Raw genomic sequence first — 14370 nt, forward strand, 5'->3', positions numbered from 1 at the left:
TCACTCCTCGTCTTCCCTTGCGCGCCCTGTCTCGACGAGGATCTCTCGTTTTCCGGCGTGGTTGGCGGGGCCGACGATGCCCTCGTTCTCCATCCGCTCCATGATCGAGGCGGCGCGGTTGTAGCCGATCTGCAGCCGGCGCTGGATGTAGGAGGTCGAGGCCTTCTTGTCGCGCAGGACCACCGCGACCGCCTGCTCATAGGGGTCGTCGCTCTCGGCGCCCATCGCGCTCTTGTCGAAGACCGCGCCGTCCTCATCCTCAGCCGTTCCGGCCTCTTCCTCGGCGGTGACGGCGTCGAGATAGTCCGGCCGCCCTTGCGTCTTCAGATGCGCCACCACCTTCTCGACCTCGGAATCGCTGACGAACGGGCCGTGCACGCGGGTGATCCGCCCGCCGCCGGCCATGTAGAGCATGTCGCCCTGGCCCAAGAGCTGCTCGGCGCCCATCTCGCCGAGGATGGTCCGCGAATCGATCTTGCTGGTGACCTGGAAGGAGATTCGCGTCGGGAAGTTCGCCTTGATCGTGCCGGTGATCACGTCGACCGAAGGGCGCTGCGTCGCCAGCACGACATGGATGCCGGCAGCTCTGGCCATCTGCGCCAGGCGCTGGATCGTGCCCTCGATCTCCTTGCCGGCGACCATCATCAGGTCGGCCATCTCGTCGACGATCACGACGATGTAAGGCAGAGGCGACAGGTCCATCGCCTCCTCCTCGTAGATCGCCTCGCCCGAATGCTTGTCGAAGCCGGTCTGGACCGTGCGGGTGATGACCTCGCCGGCCGCGAGCGCCTCGCCGACCCGGACGTTGAAGCCGTCGATGTTGCGCACACCGAGCTTCGACATCTTCTTGTAGCGCTCCTCCATCTCGCGCACCGCCCATTTCAGCGCGACCACCGCCTTCTTCGGGTCGGTGACGACGGGGGTGAGCAGATGCGGAATGCCGTCATAGACCGAGAGCTCGAGCATCTTGGGATCGACCATGATCAAGCGGCACTCCTCCGGCTTCAGCCGGTAGAGGATCGACAGGATCATGGTGTTGATCGCGACCGACTTGCCCGAGCCGGTGGTGCCGGCGACGAGCAGATGCGGCATGCGGGCAAGGTCGGCGATCACCGGCTCGCCACCGATGGTCTTGCCGAGGCACAGCGCCAGCTTGTGCTTGGTGCCCTCGAAATCCTGGCTGGCGAGCAGTTCGCGCAGGAAGACGGTCTCGCGCTTGGCGTTGGGCAGTTCGATGCCGATCGCGTTCTTGCCCTGCACCACCGCAACGCGCGCCGACACCGAGCTCATCGAGCGCGCAATGTCGTCGGCCAGCGAAATCACGCGGGAGCTCTTGGTCCCAGGAGCAGGCTCAAGCTCGTACAACGTCACAACCGGGCCGGGGCAGGCCTGCACGACCTCGCCACGAACGTTGAAGTCCTCCAGGATCCCCTCGAGCAGACCGGAATTCTGCTGGATCAGCTCGATCGGGATCGTTGCCGCGATCTGCGGCGGCTCGGCCAGGAATTCGATCGGCGGCAGCTCGAAGCCATGGAATGCGGCCGGCCTGGGCAGCGGCATAGCGGCGCGCAGCTTCGGGGCCGAAGGAACGACTGAAACCTTCGGCTGCACAGCCGCAGGCACGGCCTCCGCCTCGAGCGTCTTGGGCGCGAGCGCGGCGGCAGGAGTTGCAGCGGAAGCGAGCTGCCCCATGATCCTGCGGCGCGGCGCCGGAGCCTTGGGGGCGGGAGCCGGGATGGCCGGCACAGGAACCCGTGCGACGACCTGTAGAGCCGGTGGCGTCAGGCTCAGCTCGAAGCGATAAGGCTGCGTCCAGCCGAACGTCATCGTCGCCGACGCAGGCGCGGGAACCGGAGCAGGCACCGGGCGCACCGGCTCGGCCGCCGTCATCGGTACGATGGGCTGGACCGTCTGCAGAGGCGCCCTCGCTGCAAGGACCGGCGGCGCACTTTCGAACGCGGCTTCGTCCTCCTGCTCGGCGTCCGGGATGAACTCCCAGAAGGCGGCATCAGAGAGGAAAGCGAACGGGGTCGTGACCGCCTCGATCGGGCTCTCTTCCGGCAGCGGCGAATCAAGGTCGGGCGCCATCAGCGCATCCTCACCCTCCCCCGCCATCTCGGCCTCGACCTGCGGCATGATCTCGGGCATCGGCGCCTCGGGAGACCCGCCGCCCCAGACCTGCTGCAGCATGTGCCGCGGAGTCCGCCAATAGCGGACGCGACCGGGATCGACGGGTGCCTCCGGCTCGGGCGCGGGCAGCGGGGTAGGCGCCTCGGCGGCAACGCGCTCGACATCCTGCCGGCGGAGCTTATCGGGCGTACGTCCGTAGCGGACGAGCCCCGGCGCAGCCTGTTCCACGGAGGCGCGACGATCGGCCGAATCAGGCTCAGGAATATCTGCGAAATCAGTAAGTTGATCCGAGATCCGAGCCGCGGGAGAGGCGCTGTTCGTCTGGAGATTGCGATGGATTCGACGCATGATTTACGCAGGCCCGACACTGACGCGACTGAGCATCGAGAGGTACCGGCGCAGGGTTAACAGCCCCTGAACTCGCGTCGGAGATTGCTGTGGATCGTGGCCTGCCAAGCCTGCTCCCTTGAGCGGTGTGATTCCGCCGAAAGGTCATCCCTTCAGCGCCGCATCCAGCACCCTGACGACATGCACGGCCTCGCGGCCGGCGCCGTCATGGATCTGGTGGCGGCAGCTCGTGCCGTCAGCGACAATGAGATCGCCCGCCGCAGCCTTGCGCACCGCCGGCAGCAGCGAGAGCTCGCCCATCGCCAGCGAGACGTCGATCGTCGCGGCGCCATAGCCGAAGGCGCCGGACATGCCGCAGCAGCTCGATTCGATCGGCTTGACCTCCAGCCCCGGCACGGCACGCAGCGTCTTTTCGACCGCGCCCATCGCATCGAAGGCTTTCTGGTGGCAGTGGCCATGCAGATGGGCGATGCGACCGCCTTGATCGCGCAATGGCAGATTGGTTCTGCCCGTCGCCATGTCGGCGGCCAGGAGCTCCTCGACCAGCAGCGCCGCCTTGGCCAGGGGCTCGACCTCGGCCTTCGGCAACAGCGCGCCGAACTCGTCGCGGAAGCTCATCAGGCAGGAGGGTTCGAGTCCGACGATCCGCGCGCCCCTGGCGACAAAGGGCGCGAGCGCATCGAGCGTGCGCCTCGCCTCGGCTCGCGCCTCGTCGACCAACCCGGCCGAGAGAAAAGTGCGCCCACAGCAGAGCGGCCGGCCTCCTCCCGCAGCTTCGACGCGATGCAGCCGATACCCGCCGGCGAGCAGCACGCGTTCGGCCGCCTCCAGGTTCTCGCGCTCGAAATAGCGGTTGAAGGTATCGCCGAAGAGCACGATGTCGCGGCCATCGCCCTTCACGGCCGACGGGTCCGACCGGGTAGCCGCCTCACGCCAGGGCTTGCGCCAGACCGGCAGCGAGCGCCGCGCCGAGAAGCCGAGCCAGCGTTCGCTGAGCTTCGCCAGCAGCGGAATGCGATCGCGCAGGTTCATCAACGGCGCGAGCTTCGCCGCGAACGGGGCATAACGCGGCAGGAAGGCGATCAGGCGCTCCTTCAGCGGCAGGCCGTGCTTCGCGTGATAGTGATGGAGGAACTCGACCTTCATCCGGGCCATGTCGACGCCAGTCGGGCAGTCGCGCTTGCAGCCCTTGCAGGAGACGCAGAGATCGAGCGTTTCCTTCATCTCCGGCGAGGTGAAGGCCCCCTCGCCGAGCTGGCCGGAAATGGCGAGGCGCAACGTATTGGCGCGGCCACGGGTGAGGTGCTGCTCCTCGCGCGTTGCGCGCCAGGACGGGCACATCGTGCCACCCGCCATCTTCCGGCAGGTGCCGTTGTTGTTGCACATCTCGACAGCGCCGCCGAGGCCACCCCAGTCGGACCAGTCGAGCGCGGTCTCCATCGGAACCGGCGTGGCGTAGCCCGGCGAAAAGCGCATCAGGCTGCGATCGTCCATATGGTAGGGGCGGACGATCTTGCCGGGGTTGAGGTGGTTGCCGGGGTCGAAGCCGTCCTTGACCGCCTCGAAGGCGCGGGTCAGCGGCCCGCCGAACATCGGCTCGACGAAATCCGAGCGCGAGATGCCGTCGCCATGCTCGCCGGAGAACGAGCCCTTGAAGCGGCGCACGAGCTCGCAGGCCTCCTCGGCGATGCCGCGCATCGCCTTCACCCCGGCTACGGTCTTCATGTTGAGGATCGGGCGGACATGCAGGCAGCCGACCGAGGCGTGCGCATACCAGGTGCCGCGCGTGCCGTGTCGCTCGAATAGCGCGGTCACGGCGTCGGTGTAATCGGCGAGGTGCTCGAGCGGGACGGCACAGTCCTCGATGAAGGAAACCGGCTTCCCGTCGCCCTTCATCGACATCATGATGTTGAGGCAGGCTTCGCGCACGTCCCAGACCGGCTTCTGCCTGGCCGGCTCGATCACCTCGACCACCGCATCGGGGAAGCCATGATCGGCCATGCACTGGTCGAGCCGCTTGAGGTCGCCCTTCAGCGCGGCAAGGTCGTCGCCGGCGAACTCGACCAGCAGCAGGCAGTTCGGCTTGCCCTTGGTGATGTCGGCGAGCGTGCGCACGAAGAGCGGAATGTCGGCGCCGAGCACCAGCACATTATTGTCGACGAGTTCGACCGCGACCGGCCCGAGCGCGACGATGTGCTGCGTCGTCTCCATCGCCGCGCGGAAATTCGGGAAATGGCAGACACCCATGACGCGGTGCTGCGGCAGGGGCGAGAGCTTGAGCGTCGCCTGCGTCGTCAGCGCCAGCGTGCCCTCAGAGCCGACCAGCAGATGCGACAGGTTCGGCCGCGGCACGATCAGTTCGTCGAGATTATAGCCGCCAACCCGCCGCTGCACCTTCGGGAAGATCGCCTCGATCTCGTCGCGATGCCGATCGGCCAGCGCCAGCATCTGCTCCATCAGCGCACGCGACCGCGGCGAGGCATTGTCGCCGACCGGCCCCTCGCCGAGCGCGAAGGGCTCGCCGTCATGGAACATCGCCTTCAGCGCGACGACGTTGTCGACGGTCTTGCCGTAGCGCAGCGAACGAGCGCCCGACGAGTTGTTGCCGACCATGCCGCCGATGGTGCAGCGGCTCGCTGTCGAAGGCTCGACCGGGAAGAACAGCCCGTCCTTCTTCACATGGCCATTGAGCGCCTCCAGCACGATGCCCGGTGCGACCGAGACCGTGCGCGCGGCCGGATCGTAGTCGCGGATCGCGTTGAAATGCCGGCTCAGGTCGAGGATCAGCGCATCGCCGATCGGCTGGCCGTTCTGCGAGGTGCCGCCGCCGCGCGCGATCACCGGCACACCGTGCTCGGCGGCGATCGTCAGCGCCGCGGCAATGTCGGCCTCGCTCCTCGGGAAGGCGACGCCTTGTGGCACGATCTGGTAGATCGAGGCGTCGGTGGCGTAGCGCCCGCGGGTGAAGGCGTCGAAGCGCACTTCCCCTTCGAGCGCCTGCGCCAGCTTGCGCTCAAAGCCGAGATTGCGGCTGTGCGGGCGCGGCAGTGTCGTCTGGTTCATTCCGCAGCCTCGGCGGTCTTGGGGTGGTTCCGGCCGCGCAGCGCCGCGATCAAGTCGCCCATCGGGCCCCAGAACAGCAGCAGCAGCGCCAGCACGACGAGCGTCCCGACGAGACCGTTCGCCCAGAACACGTTCAGCGAGCCGCCCGAACCGAGCAGCGCCTGGCGGAAGGCGTCCTCGGCCCGGTCGCCGAGCACCAGCGCCAGGATCATCGGCGCGAGCGGGTAATCGAGCTTCTTGAAGACATAGCCGACGATGCCGAAGATCAGCATCAGCCAGATGTCGAAGATCGAGTTCGAGATCGTGTAGGCGCCGATCGCACAGACGATCAGGATCACCGGCGCGACGAAGGAGAACGGGATCCGCATGATCGCGGCGAAGAGCGGCACCGTCGCCAGCACGATGATCAGCCCGGCGAGATTGCCGAGATACATCGAGGCGATCAGACCCCAGACGAAGCTCTTCTGCTCGACGAACAGCATCGGCCCGGGCTGAAGTCCCCAGACCAGCAGGCCGCCGAGCAGCACCGCCGCCGTCGCCGAGCCGGGAATGCCGAGCGCCAGCATCGGCAACAGCGCGCTGGTGCCGGCAGCGTGCGCCGCAGTTTCTGGCGCGAGCACGCCCTCGATCTCGCCCTTGCCGAAATTCTTGCCGTGTTTCGAGAAGCGCTTGGCGAGGCCGTAGCCCATGAAGGAGGCGGCGATCGCTCCGCCTGGTGTCACGCCCATCCACATGCCGACGATCGAGGAGCGCACCAGCGTCGCCCAATAGCGTGGCAGGCCGGCCCAGGTCCGCAGCACGACCTTGAGGTCGATCTTGGCCTGCTTGCCCTTGAACACCAGCCCTTCCTCGACCGTCAGCAGGATCTCGCTGACGCCGAACAGGCCGATCACCACGATCAGGAAGTCGAAGCCGCGCATCAGCTCGGTCGAGCCGAAGGTCATGCGCAGATCGCCCGAGATCGAGTCGAGGCCCACCGCCGCGAGCAGGAAGCCGATGCAGAGCGAGGCGATGATCTTGGCGCGGTTTTCCCGGCCCATGCCGATGAACGAGCAGAAGGTCAGAAGGAAGACCGCGAAGAACTCGGCCGGGCCGAATTTGAGCGCGAACTGCGCGACCAGCGGCGCGACGAAGGTGATCAGCACGACGCCCGAGAGCGCGCCGATGAAGGAGGCGGTGAAGGCGGCTGTCAGCGCTTCGGCCGCCTTGCCCTGCACCGCCATCGGATAGCCGTCGAAGGTGGTCGCGACCGACCAGGCTTCGCCGGGGATGTTGAACAGGATCGAGGTGATCGCCCCGCCGAACAGCGCGCCCCAGTAGATCGACGAGAGCAGGATGATCGCCGAGGTCGGGTCCATGCCGAAGGTCAGCGGCAGCAGGATCGCGACGCCATTCGGCCCGCCCAGGCCCGGCAGCACTCCGACGATGATGCCGAGGATGACGCCGACCGCCATGAAGCCGACATTGTGCCAAGAGAGCGCGACCTGGAAACCGGCGATGAGCGAGGAGAGATCGTCCATCGGGCGTCCTTCAGTAGCCGAGCATGGCTTCCAGCGGGCCCTTCGGCAGGGGCACGCGGAACTGCAATTCGAAGATCCAGAAGCAGGCGATCGGCACCAGGACGGCGGTCAGCGCGATGCTCCACCAGCGCGATGTGCCGACCACCCCCATGAAGACCAGAATGAACATCGCTGAGGCGACGTAGATCCCGAGCGGCCCGATCAGCGCCACGAACAAGACGAGCGGCCCCAGCACCCTGACAACCTGGCGCAATTGCTCATAGGTGACGAAGACCGCATCCGGCCGGCGGAAGGACTGCCAGAGGATGAAGAGCGAGGCAGCCAGGAAGATCCAGCCGACGCGGGCCGGGAAGAAGCCGTTCTGCGGGCCGCCATCCCAGCCGGCGCCGCGGCCATGCGAGTCGTAGAGGACGATGCCGGCGAGCCCGATCAGCAGCAGCGCCGTGGCGATCTCGACGGGCCGACGCGAGATGCCGGGTTCGGGTGTTTCGGTTTCGCTAGGGTTCGACACTATCCGTCCCCTTCCATGTCATCCCGGACACGCCGCGTCAGCGGCGCTGCTGTCGTCATTCCAAGGCTGGCAGCTCCAGTTCGTCATGCTCGCCCTTGTGGCGAGCATCCACGTCTTGAACACCGCACGCGATCAGGAAGCGAAGACGTGGATGGTCGGGACAAGCCCGACCATGACGCCAAAGGTCGGGGCTACGGCCTCCTGCCTCACTTCGCCATGAAGCCGGCTTCGGTCATCAGCTTCTCGTGCTTGGCTTCGTCCGCCTTCAGGAAGGAGACGAAGGCTTCGCCGTCGCGATAATCCGCCGCCAGCGCATTGCGGGCGAGGTAGTCTTTCCATTCCGGCGTCTCGGAAACCTTCTTGAACAGGTCGACATAGAAGGCCTGCTGCTCCTTGCTGACCTTGCCGGGCATGAACATGCCGCGCAGCATCTGGTAGCTGACATTCAGCCCCTGCGAGGCGCAGGTCGGAATGTCGGCCCAGGACTGGCCGTCCGCGACCTTCTCGGTATAGGCCATCTTCTGCTCGGCGAAGACGCAGAGCGGGCGGGTGGCGCCGCCACGCCAGTTGGCGAGATCCTCGGCCGGATTGTTGGTCGTGGCCTCGACATGCCCGCCCGAGAGCTGGGTCGAGGCCTGGCCGCCGGAGGTGTACGGGATATAGGCGAACTTGGTGCCACCCTGTTTCTCCATGGCGAAGACGAGCAGATTGTCCTCGCGCTTGGACGAGGTGCCGCCGATCTTCATCGCCGGATTGGCGCTCTTGGCCGCCGTCATCAGGTCGCCGGCATTCTTGTACGGCGCCTTGGCATTGACCCAGAGCAGGAAGGAATCCTGCGCCAGCATCGCGACCGGAGTGTAGTCGGTCCAGTTCAGCGCCAGCTTGGTCGCCATCGGCGTCATGAAGATGCCGCTCGAGGTGGTGATCAGCTTGTGCGCGTCGCCGGCCGATTTCTGGATGTCGAGCATGCCCTCGGCGCCGCCGGCAGCCGGCTTGTTGACGACGATGATCGGCTGCTTGGTGAACTGCTGCTTCTGGATGATGCCCTGGATCGTCCGCGCCATCTGGTCGGACGCCCCGCCGGCCGAGAACGGCACCACGATCTCGATCGGCTTCGTCGGCTCCCAGGCGCAAGCCGGCGCGATGCCGGCGGCCAGAATCGCGGTCGCGGCCAGCCATTGCTGCTTCATGATCGCACCTCCCTGTGATTGCGCTCTGACGGCGCGGTGATGGGAGCTTAGATCAAAACATTTTGCATTCAATCCAAAAAATCAAAATACGAGATCTGACGACGATCTGGCGCGACTGCGATTGCGAGCATCGCGAAACAATCCGGACCCACGGAGATTGGCCGACCCCAGATCACCTCGTCGCTCATGCCTCCAGCAACGACGATCACTCCGAAGCCTGCGCCGCTTTCCGCTTGTTACGCAGATGCAGGAACAGGATGTCGGAGAGCTCCGAGCCCGCCCGGCGCCGCAGCGCATCGAGGATCGCCTCGTGCTCGCGCATGGCCTCACCGAGACGATCGCGATCCTTGGCGAGATTGGCTGAATAACGCACCCGCCGGATTCGCCCGGCAACGCTCGCATAGGTCGCGGCCAGCGTCGTATTGCCGGCAGCGGCGACGATCAATTGATGGATCGCCTGGTTGCAATGGAAATAGTCGTGCATGTCGCGACGGAGATAGAAGCGATACATTTCATGATGGATACGCTCGATTTCAGCGAACTCCGCGTCCGAAATCCGCTCGCATGCCAACCGCCCCGCCAGCGCCTCAAGCCCACCCATCACATCGAAAAGCTCGCGGACATCGGCGGAGCTCAGCTCACGTACGCGCGCGCCGCGATTGGGCAGGAGCTCGATCAGGCCCTCGGCAGCCAGCACCTTCAGCGCCTCACGCAAGGGTGTGCGCGAGATGTTGAAGCGCTCGCACAGCGCCCGCTCCGGAACACGGGCGCCATCTTCGAGATTGCCCTCGACGATGAAGTCGCGCAGCGCGACCAGCAGTCCCTCGTGCAATGAGGCGACCGGCTTCGCAATCTCGGCCGGCGCCGGGCTTGGCTCATCGAGAGTATCGAGAAATGGCTCACTCATGCATCATCGCTAAGTCGGCTCGGGCCACCTGTCGAGCCCAGCTGTCGATTATCAGCATACCATACCGTAGTTGATCTTCCAAAAAATGAATGCAAAATAGTCGGCAATGGCGCTGCGGCGCCCAAGCCCTGACGGGAGGAAAACAAGACCATGCAAGGGCGTCACTTTCTGCACATCCCCGGCCCGAGCCCGATTCCGGACCGGATTCTGCGCGCCATCGCAATGCCGATCATCGACCACCGCAGCGCCGAGTTCGCCGCGCTCGGGAAAGAGGTCCTCGAAGGCAGCAAGGCCGTCTTCAAGACAAAGCAGCCGGTGGTGATCTATCCCGCCTCCGGCACCGGGGCCTGGGAGGCGGCGATCACCAACACCCTCTCCCCCGGCGACACCGTGCTGATGGCCGAGACCGGCCATTTCGCCACCTTGTGGAAGAACATCGCCACGCGCTTCGGCATCGAGGTCGAGTTCATCCCGGGCGACTGGCGCCGCGGCGCCGATCCGGCCGCGATCGAGGCACGCCTCTCCGAGGACAAGGCCCGCAAGATCAAGGCGGTGATGGTCGTCCACAACGAGACCTCGACCGGCGCGACCAGCCGCATCGCCGAGATCCGCAAGGCGATCGACGCCGCCAGCCATCCGGCCCTGTTCATGGTCGACACCATCTCCTCGCTCGCCTCGGTCGATTATCGCCACGATGAATGGCAGGTCGACGTCACCGTTTCGGGCTCGCAAAAGGGGCTGATGCTGCCGCCGGGCCTCAGCTTCAACGCCGTCTCGGAGAAGGCGCTGGCTGCCTCGAAGACCAACACGCTGCCGCGCTCCTTCTGGGACTGGCAGGAGATGATCAAGTTCAATACGACCGGTTTCTTCCCCTACACGCCCGCGACGAATCTGCTCTACGGGCTGAAGGAAGCGCTCGTCATGCTGCGGGAGGAAGGCCTCGACAACGTCTTTTCCCGCCATCAGCGCCTTGCCAGCGCCTGCCGCGCCGCGGTCAAGGCCTGGGGGCTCGAGGTGCTCTGCCAGAACCCGGCCGAGCAATCGCCGGTTCTGACCGGTGTCCTGATGCCGCCGAGCCACGACGCCGACCGCTTCCGCAAGATCGCGCTGGAGAAGTACAACATCTCGCTCGGCTCCGGCCTCGGCAAGGTCGCCGGCAAGGTCTTCCGCATCGGCCATCTCGGCGAGTGCAACGAACTCGCTTTGCTCGGCGCCCTCTCCGGTGTCGAGATGGGCCTGGCGGCTGCGGGCGTTCCCCATCGCAGCGGCGGCGTCGCGGCGGCGATGGCCGATCTCGAAGGTGCGGAGCCCGGCAATCAGGCCAAGGCCGTGGCTTGAGCGGGATATTTGGCTCGCTACAGCGATAAATCGGACAAGCGCGGGATCCCCTCTCCCGGATGGGAGAGGGGCAAGGGGTGAGGGACCGCCGTTGATAGTTGGGGCGATGCAGAACCGTCGCGCCTTCTGCGGTTAGGGCAGGCCCTCATCCCTGCCCTTCTCCCACACGGGAGAAGGGTTCCCCGCGGATGCCACTTCGGTCATCGCCCGCTGGAAAACCGGCGACCCCCCTTACTCAGCCTCAGCTGCTTTCGCCCCCTGCCCGCGCGCCGCACGCAGCAGGTTCCTGCGCAGCCTGACCACGGCCTTCTGCACCACCGGAAAATCCTCGCCGAGCCCGGCCGCCGCCACCAGGTTCATCGGCAGCGCCTTCTCCCTGAGCTTGCGCCCCTCCGGCGTCAGGCTGACGCGCACCTGGCGCTCATCGGCCGGGTCGCGCTGGCGGCGGACATAGCCGAGCTCTTCCAGCTTCTTCAGGATCGGGGTCAGCGTGTTCGACTCTAGGAACAGCTTCTCGCCCAGGCTGCCGACGCTCTGATTGTCTTCCTCCGAGAGCGCGATGATCGCAATGTACTGGGTGTAGGTCAGGCCGAGCTGGTCCAGGATCGGCTTGTAGGCGCGCCCATAGGCCAGATTCGCCGAATAGATCGCAAAGCAGAGAAAATCCGCCAGCTTGGGCACTTTGGGGTCGTCGGGGGTCGGAGCAGGCATGGCCGGGCCTCGTCGTGAGTGCGTCATCATGGCTCACATATATATCGCATCCGATTAAATCGGAAGAGTTGACATCGCGTCCGCGCTTCACATATAGAAACGCATCCGATTAGATCGGATACGATCTAAATCACAGAAGGAAACCCGACATGTCCTCCACCGACAAGGTTCTCTACACCGGCCGCACCCACACCACCGGCGGCCGCGACGGCGCCGCCCGCAGCTCGGATGGCCGCCTCGAGGTCAACCTGACCTCGCCCGGCGCGCCCGGCGCCGGCACCAATCCCGAGCAACTCTTCGCCGCCGGCTGGTCGGCTTGCTTCATCGGCGCGATCGGGCTGGCGGCGCGCGAGCGCAAGGTCGCGGTGCCCGCCGACACCGCCGTCGACGCCGAGGTCGATCTGCGCCATGGCGAACGCGGCTATGTCCTCCAGGCCCGCCTCAATGTCGCCCTGCCCGGGCTGGATCGGGAGACCGCCCGAGCCCTGGTCGATGCCGCTCACCAGACCTGCCCCTACTCCAAGGCGACCCGCGGCAACATCGAGGTCGAGATCAACCTCGTCTGACCAGCATGGGAGGCGCCGCGCAGCCCCCGCCCGGCGTCTCCCCTCCCGACTATCCCGCGCAGAAGGCATTCCCCATGGCCAAGACCTCCGAAACCATCGATCCCAGCCGCCGTCTCTTCGTCGGCGCCGTGGCCACAGCGCTCGCCGCGGCCGGGCTCGGCCTCAGCCGGCCGACGCTGGCAGCATCGCCCGCATTGTCCTCTTTCGGTCCGCTCAAGCAGATCAACACAGGCGTGCTCAGCGTTTCCTATGCCGAGCAGGGCCCGGCAGACGGCCCGGTCGTCATCCTGCTGCATGGCTGGCCCTATGACATCCACACCTATGTCGACGTCGCGCCGCTGCTGGCGGCCAGGGGCTACCGGGTGATCGTGCCGTCCCTGCGCGGCTATGGCGGAACCCGTTTCCTCTCCGCCGACACGCCGCGAAACGGCCAGCAGGCGGCGCTAGCGGTCGACGTGATCGCGCTGATGGATGCCCTCAAGCTCGACAAGGTCCTGCTCGGCGGCTGCGACTGGGGCGCGCGCACCGCCTGCATCGTCGCGGCGCTCTGGCCAGAGCGCGTCAAGGGCCTGGTCTCGGTCAGCGGCTACCTGATCGGCAGCCAGAAGCTGAACGAGGCCCCGCTGCCGCCGAAGGCCGAACAGCAGTGGTGGTACCAGTACTATTTCGCCACCGAACGGGGCGCCGCCGGCTACGCCAGGAACACGCGCGATTTCGCCCGCCTGATCTGGGAAACCGCCTCCCCCAGGTGGACGTTCGACGATGCGGTCTTCGCGCGCTCGGCCGCCTCCTTCGACAATCCCGACCATGTCGCGATCTCGATCCATAACTACCGCTGGCGCCTCGGCCTGGCGCAGGGCGAGCCTCAGTTCGATGCCCTGGAGGCAAAGCTCGCGACGTTCCCGGTGATCACAGTGCCGACATTCACCCTCGAAGGCGACGCCAACGGTGCGCCGCACCCCGATCCAGCCGCCTACGCCAGGAAGTTCTCCGGCTGGTACCGGCACCGGACACTCGACGGCGGCATCGGCCACAACCTGCCGCAGGAAGCTCCGGCAGCCTTCGCCGACGCCATCATCGCGGTCGATCGCGCCTGAAACCGGCATTCCGGACGTGGCTCGGGACGGTTACCCGAGCCACTGCCGGATGCCGACAATTGCAAGGAAATCCCGAGGGCCACCTTTACTCCTCCTCCCTTACGATCCCCGCGATTTTAGGGAGGGATTGATGGCCTTGAAGATGATGCTCGCCGGCGCGGCCGCGATGATGCTGCGGCAGATTCCGCTGGCTGTGCCGGTGGAGCAGACACCGGTGGTGTCGCATGCCCTGGACGCCCTGCCGATGGAGCCGGCCCCGATCGAACCGTCCTGGGTCATTGCCGGGGAGCCGATGGCCCGCGTCGGCCTGCATTCGCGCAGCGGCGACGACGCCGCCTCCACGGCGGTCTGGGATTGCACCGCCGGCGAGTTCCGCTGGTTCTTCGACTGGGACGAGACCGTGATGATCCTGGAAGGCGAGGTGCACGTCACCGCGCAGGACGGCTCGGAGCGGACGCTGCGCCAGGGCGACATCGCCTATTTCGCCGGAAAGACCTGGGCGACCTGGCGGATCGATACTTACGTCCGCAAGATCGCCTTCTGCCGCAAGCGCTTCCCGGCGCCGGTCGCCCTCGCCTACCAGCTGCGCAACATGCTCCGCGGTGATCGCGGATCGCAGGGCGGTCTCGCCGCCTGAGGCTGGAGCTGCCGCCGGGCAGGTCCGCGGATCGCCTTCAGCTGGACGATCCCGCTTCCGGGGCGTTGAACCGCGCCCTGCCCGAAGACACTTCGCTCAAAACCGCATCTCGACCCTGCCCTTGAGGGCGTGGTCTCTGGAGCGTTCGCCGATTGCCGCCGAGTAGGTCAGGCCGAGCGCGGTGGCGGACGAGATGCGCCAGTCGAGGCCGGCCTCGGCGGTGAGGGCGTCGCGGTCGATCCTGGCGGCGAAGACCGTGGCTGCGGTGGTGCCAGCGACGAAGGCGGTGCGGGCCTGCGGGGTGAGCTCGCCAAAACCGTGGCGCCAGCCGAGCATGGCGCGGGCGAACAGC

At 66.4% G+C, this 14370-nt stretch carries 12 protein-coding genes; 4 read left to right on the forward strand and 8 right to left on the reverse strand.

Annotated features, from left to right (window positions below):
- The 6 genes from AC1DS0_RS30495 to AC1DS0_RS30520 form a co-directional block, all read right to left on the reverse strand.
- Window positions 1-2358, reverse strand: coding sequence for a DNA translocase FtsK (locus AC1DS0_RS30495; protein ID WP_476817943.1), 2358 nt, complete (start codon window positions 2356-2358; stop codon window positions 1-3).
- A 264-nt stretch (window positions 2359-2622) separates the two neighbouring features.
- Entirely contained in the window at window positions 2623-5541 is a 2919-nt protein-coding gene (locus tag AC1DS0_RS30500; protein ID WP_476817944.1) for an FAD-binding and (Fe-S)-binding domain-containing protein, read from the reverse strand.
- A complete protein-coding gene (locus AC1DS0_RS30505) occupies window positions 5538-7061 on the reverse strand; it encodes a tripartite tricarboxylate transporter permease (protein WP_476817945.1) in 1524 nt (507 codons plus the stop codon). The genes AC1DS0_RS30500 and AC1DS0_RS30505 overlap by 4 nt, the downstream gene beginning before the upstream one ends.
- A gap of 10 nt (window positions 7062-7071) precedes the next feature.
- Entirely contained in the window at window positions 7072-7572 is a 501-nt protein-coding gene (locus AC1DS0_RS30510) for a tripartite tricarboxylate transporter TctB family protein (RefSeq protein ID WP_476817946.1), read from the reverse strand.
- Window positions 7573-7778: 206 nt separating this feature from the next.
- Entirely contained in the window at window positions 7779-8762 is a 984-nt protein-coding gene (locus AC1DS0_RS30515; protein ID WP_476817947.1) for a Bug family tripartite tricarboxylate transporter substrate binding protein, read from the reverse strand.
- A 205-nt stretch (window positions 8763-8967) separates the two neighbouring features.
- Window positions 8968-9669 carry a GntR family transcriptional regulator gene (locus tag AC1DS0_RS30520; protein ID WP_476817948.1) on the reverse strand — a complete coding sequence of 234 codons (702 nt, stop codon included), beginning with the start codon at window positions 9667-9669 and terminating at the stop codon, window positions 8968-8970.
- A 150-nt stretch (window positions 9670-9819) separates the two neighbouring features.
- Here AC1DS0_RS30520 and AC1DS0_RS30525 point away from each other — a divergent pair, with 150 nt between their 5' ends.
- On the forward strand, window positions 9820-11007 hold the full coding sequence (locus AC1DS0_RS30525; protein ID WP_476817949.1) for a pyridoxal-phosphate-dependent aminotransferase family protein: 1188 nt from the start codon (window positions 9820-9822) through the stop codon (window positions 11005-11007).
- Between the two features lie 231 nt (window positions 11008-11238).
- On the opposite strand, the gene AC1DS0_RS30530 is transcribed toward AC1DS0_RS30525, so the two are convergent.
- Window positions 11239-11718: a MarR family winged helix-turn-helix transcriptional regulator gene (locus tag AC1DS0_RS30530; protein WP_476817950.1), complete on the reverse strand. Its 480-nt coding sequence runs from the start codon at window positions 11716-11718 to the stop codon at window positions 11239-11241.
- A 149-nt stretch (window positions 11719-11867) separates the two neighbouring features.
- Between AC1DS0_RS30530 and AC1DS0_RS30535 the strand changes: the two genes are divergently transcribed.
- From AC1DS0_RS30535 to AC1DS0_RS30545, 3 genes are all read left to right on the forward strand, one after another.
- Window positions 11868-12284 (forward strand): organic hydroperoxide resistance protein, encoded by a 417-nt coding sequence (locus AC1DS0_RS30535; protein ID WP_057191016.1) that lies wholly within the window; start codon window positions 11868-11870, stop codon window positions 12282-12284.
- A 74-nt stretch (window positions 12285-12358) separates the two neighbouring features.
- Window positions 12359-13381 carry an alpha/beta fold hydrolase gene (locus tag AC1DS0_RS30540; protein ID WP_476817951.1) on the forward strand — a complete coding sequence of 341 codons (1023 nt, stop codon included), beginning with the start codon at window positions 12359-12361 and terminating at the stop codon, window positions 13379-13381.
- 130 nt (window positions 13382-13511) lie between these two features.
- Complete coding sequence (locus AC1DS0_RS30545; RefSeq protein WP_476817952.1) at window positions 13512-14018, forward strand: cupin domain-containing protein; 507 nt, start codon at window positions 13512-13514, stop codon at window positions 14016-14018.
- A 96-nt stretch (window positions 14019-14114) separates the two neighbouring features.
- Here the strand turns inward: AC1DS0_RS30545 and AC1DS0_RS30550 are convergent.
- Window positions 14115-14370, reverse strand: a 256-nt coding sequence (locus tag AC1DS0_RS30550) for an autotransporter domain-containing protein (RefSeq protein WP_476817953.1), incomplete at its 5' end; no start/stop codon positions are given.

The sequence above is a fragment of the Allobosea sp. P4_H5 genome, assembly GCF_056400825.1.

Bases quoted from the DNA above. Each gene is read 5' to 3' on its own strand.
- AC1DS0_RS30500 (WP_476817944.1), bottom strand. From the start codon at position 5,541: ATGAACCAGACGACACTGCCGCGCCCGCACAGCCGCAATCTCGGCTTT.
- AC1DS0_RS30505 (WP_476817945.1), bottom strand. From the start codon at position 7,061: ATGGACGATCTCTCCTCGCTCATCGCCGGTTTCCAGGTCGCGCTCTCT.
- AC1DS0_RS30515 (WP_476817947.1), bottom strand. From the start codon at position 8,762: ATGAAGCAGCAATGGCTGGCCGCGACCGCGATTCTGGCCGCCGGCATC.
- AC1DS0_RS30520 (WP_476817948.1), bottom strand. From the start codon at position 9,669: ATGAGTGAGCCATTTCTCGATACTCTCGATGAGCCAAGCCCGGCGCCG.
- AC1DS0_RS30525 (WP_476817949.1), top strand. From the start codon at position 9,820: ATGCAAGGGCGTCACTTTCTGCACATCCCCGGCCCGAGCCCGATTCCG.
- AC1DS0_RS30530 (WP_476817950.1), bottom strand. From the start codon at position 11,718: ATGCCTGCTCCGACCCCCGACGACCCCAAAGTGCCCAAGCTGGCGGAT.
- AC1DS0_RS30535 (WP_057191016.1), top strand. From the start codon at position 11,868: ATGTCCTCCACCGACAAGGTTCTCTACACCGGCCGCACCCACACCACC.
- AC1DS0_RS30540 (WP_476817951.1), top strand. From the start codon at position 12,359: ATGGCCAAGACCTCCGAAACCATCGATCCCAGCCGCCGTCTCTTCGTC.
- AC1DS0_RS30545 (WP_476817952.1), top strand. From the start codon at position 13,512: ATGGCCTTGAAGATGATGCTCGCCGGCGCGGCCGCGATGATGCTGCGG.